The 554-nt window shown below is 76.5% G+C and carries 1 protein-coding gene; it reads right to left on the reverse strand.

Annotated features, from left to right (window positions below):
- The coding region (locus Q6969_RS16205) for a zinc-ribbon domain-containing protein (RefSeq protein ID WP_317231352.1) at window positions 1-398 on the reverse strand (398 nt) is incomplete at its 3' end.
- Between the last annotated feature and the right edge of the window lie 156 nt (window positions 399-554).

The raw sequence follows: 554 nt of genomic DNA on the forward strand, positions 1-554 counted from the left end.
GCACCCGCCACCGCACCCGCCACCGGACCCGCCACCAGCGGGGACGCGCCCGGCCAGCGCACCTGGTCCGCCATCGGCAGCACGGGCGTGCGCGGAGCCGCCGCCTCGGCGCACTCCGGGCACCACGACGACCGGCGGCGCTCCCGGCCCGGGCGCATGCGCTGCTCCTCGGGCGTCGCGACGAACACGTGGCCGGTGTCGCACTGCCAGGTGAGGAAGACGTCGGCGGCGGGCGGCACCTGGGTGAGCGTGATGCCGCGGTTGAACTCCGGGTGGTACTGCCGGATGAGCACCGGGAACGACGCCCACGCCTCCCGGTAGGCGCCCACGGGGTAGGGCACGTCGAGGCCGCGCGACCAGCGGCGTCGCGCCCACCACGCATCCACCGGCTCGGGCATGCGGTCACGCTACGAGGAGCCACCGACCTCGGCCTAGCCTGGGGCCGTGCCCGACCTCGCGACCGACCGCCTGCTGCTCCGGCGCTACGCCGCCGCCGACGCGCCCTTCCTCCTCGACCTGCACTCCCGGGCCGAGGTGCAGCGGTGGATCGGCTC

Origin of the sequence: Clavibacter sp. MX14-G9D, from assembly GCF_032917815.1 — a bacterium.
GTDB lineage: Bacteria > Actinomycetota > Actinomycetes > Actinomycetales > Microbacteriaceae > Clavibacter > Clavibacter michiganensis_K.